Source organism: Limnohabitans sp., from assembly GCF_044361985.1.
Lineage (GTDB): Bacteria > Pseudomonadota > Gammaproteobacteria > Burkholderiales > Burkholderiaceae_C > Limnohabitans_A.
The window spans coordinates 1-2,561 of the sequence record NZ_JBIKHV010000195.1 but is presented as its reverse complement, the minus strand read 5'-3'; the positions used below and the strand labels follow the sequence as shown (position 1 = coordinate 2,561).

The window sequence follows — 2,561 nt, the reverse complement described above, 5'->3', positions numbered from 1 at the left end:
ATCGTGGAACAAAGCGGCTACAACCTGGCCGCCAGCGGGGCCATCGGTGTGAACGCTTTTGACGAAGAAGTGGTGGCCCTTGAGCTGCTGAACTACCTGATACCGAACTATCCGCTGGCCTTGTCGTCGCGCTACAAGATCACGGAGGTGGCCAGCCACACCGATGAAACCATGCTCGAAGCAATAGCCCGTCAACGCGGTGCTATTCAAAGCGGCGGGCGTGTCAATACCATCAAAGCAGCGGAGCTCGTGATCCACGATTTTCGCTCTGCCGCACTTGGGCGCGTGACCTTGGAGACACCCGAAGAATTTGCCCAATGGCTGGCCGAAGGCAAAAGAGCCGACGCGGAACGCACTTTGCGCAAAGAAGGCGCCAAAAAGGCGAAGAAAAAGGCCCGCGAATGACCACTGGAACAGCCTTGCAAAACAACAACACGCAACGGGCCACACCCGACAAAGAGGCCATCGCCCTCCTCCCAGTTTTTGAGCGCCTCGGTCTGGACCGTATCACCCTGGTGAGCACGGGTGCACAGGCCGGCAAGGCCTACGATCAACTGGTGGCCGCTCGGGCCTGGGGCTTTGACACCGAATCCAAACCCACTTTCAAGGTGGGCGAACAATCTGACGGGCCGCACATCCTGCAGCTGGCCACCTCGGAGCGGGCCTGGGTGTTTCAGCTGCATGAACCCGAATGCCGTGCTGTGGCAGCCGAATTGCTGGCGCTCGGTGGCGGCATTGCCAAAGCCGGTTTTGGTCTGGGGGATGACCGCAAACGCATCATCCATAAATTGGGCGTGGAGCCCCAAGGCATCCTGGAGCTGAACACCGTGTTCCATCAGCGTGGCTACCGAAAAGACATGGGCGTGAAAGGCGCTGTGGCCGTGCTGTTCAACCAGCGTTTCATGAAGTCCAAAAAAGCCGCCACCAGCAACTGGGCGAATGCCCACCTGACCGAATCACAACTGGTCTATGCCGCCAACGACGCTTATGCAGCCATTCGGGTGTGGGAAGCGCTGGGATTCTAAATAGTTCGCACAGACTCATTTTCGAAAAAAACAGTCAAGCCTGTATTTCGTCCTTTTCTGAGTCCGCGCTTTTGCCGCAACGGCAAAGCATTCAAATGCGTTTTCGTCAAGAACCTCTGTTCCAGCGCGCAAGAAAATATGCCTTCAAAATAAACACCAGTCATTTGCTAACTGCAGACAAACCAGTAGCGTCCCAGTGTTTTCAAAAGAGCGCGCGCTGTTGAGGCTTAAATTCAAAATTTTTGCCGGTGTCTGGTAGCGAAGGAAGTTAATAAGAGCCATCGAAGCTCAAAGGGCAGTGTGCGGCATGGCACCTACAATGCAAAACATAAGCAAGGCAGCTGGAGATAAATTTTGAGTGCCCAAACAGACAATTTAGCGGCTTTATTTCGCACCATGGTGCGCATTCGCGCATTCGAAAACGCTGCCGAGATCGCCAGCCAAGGTGGCGTCAGTGCTTACGGGAAAGCCGCTGACGGAACAGCCCGTGTGCGAGGTCCGCTGCATCTTTCTACCGGCCAGGAGGCCGTTCCCACTGGGGTTTGTGCCCACTTGCGCCGCGACGACTACCTCACCTCTACGCACCGTGGGCACGGTCACACCCTGGCCAAGGGCGCCGACATGCAGGGCATGATGAGCGAGCTGTTCGGCAAGGCCAGCGGTTTCAATGCGGGCAAAGGTGGCTCCATGCACATTGCCGATTTTTCCGTTGGCATGCTCGGCGCCAATGGCGTCGTGGCCGCTGGGCTGCCGATTGCCGTAGGTGCCGCCCACGCGCAAAAACTTCAAGGCCGTGACGCCATCACTGTTTGTTTTTTTGGCGATGGCGCTATCAACCGGGGGCCCTTTCTTGAGTCGCTCAATTGGGCGCGCGTTTTCGGTTTGCCAGTCCTCTTTGTCTGCGAAGACAACCGCTGGAGCGCGACCACAGCCAGTGGCCCCATGACTGCTGGCGAGGGCGCCTCGGTTAGGGCTGAAAGCCTGGACATACCGGCCGTGAAGGTCGATGGCAACGACGTCTTGGCAGTGCATGCGCAAGCTGCGTTGTTGGTGCAACAAGTGCGCGCCGGCAGCGGGCCTCGCCTTCTGCATGCCATCACATACCGCGTGAAGGGGCACGTCTCGGTCGACTTGGCCGCTTATCGCAAGCCTGAAGAACTGCAGGCCGCCTTGCTGACCGATCCATTGCTTCGCGCCCGTGCGCAGTACCTGGCCCTGCCAGGCAGCGATGCTCAGTTGTTCGACGCCATTGAGCGTGAGGCGACCGCGGAGGTCGCTGCGGCAGTGGCTAATGCGGATGCCGCACCCTGGCCGGATGCGGCCACTGCATTCACCGACGTGCAAACCACAGGAGCCGGCCAATGGCATTGATCACTTACGCCCAAGCCGCCGCTCTGGCGGTGGCGCACGAAATGGACGCTGATGCCAACGTGGTGGTGATTGGCGAAGATGTCGGCCGCGGCGGCATCTTCGGCCAGTACGCAGGTTTACAGGCACGCTTTGGCGAACAACGCGTGATCGACACACCGATCAGCG

General features: G+C 58.5%; 2 protein-coding genes and 2 pseudogenes. All 4 read left to right on the top strand.

Going from position 1 to position 2,561, the window contains the following annotated elements:
- Window positions 1-405 (top strand): annotated as a pseudogene (locus ACIQ3A_RS15010) (ribosome biogenesis GTPase YlqF); the annotation flags it as partial.
- Complete coding sequence (locus ACIQ3A_RS15005) at window positions 402-1,025, top strand: 3'-5' exonuclease (RefSeq protein WP_396432526.1); 624 nt, start codon at window positions 402-404, stop codon at window positions 1,023-1,025. The pseudogene ACIQ3A_RS15010 and the gene ACIQ3A_RS15005, both read left to right, overlap by 4 nt.
- Before the next feature lie 396 nt (window positions 1,026-1,421).
- Window positions 1,422-2,396 (top strand): thiamine pyrophosphate-dependent dehydrogenase E1 component subunit alpha, encoded by a 975-nt coding sequence (locus ACIQ3A_RS15000; RefSeq protein WP_396432527.1) that lies wholly within the window; start codon window positions 1,422-1,424, stop codon window positions 2,394-2,396.
- Window positions 2,387-2,561 (top strand): annotated as a pseudogene (locus tag ACIQ3A_RS14995) (alpha-ketoacid dehydrogenase subunit beta); the annotation flags it as partial. The gene ACIQ3A_RS15000 and the pseudogene ACIQ3A_RS14995, both read left to right, overlap by 10 nt.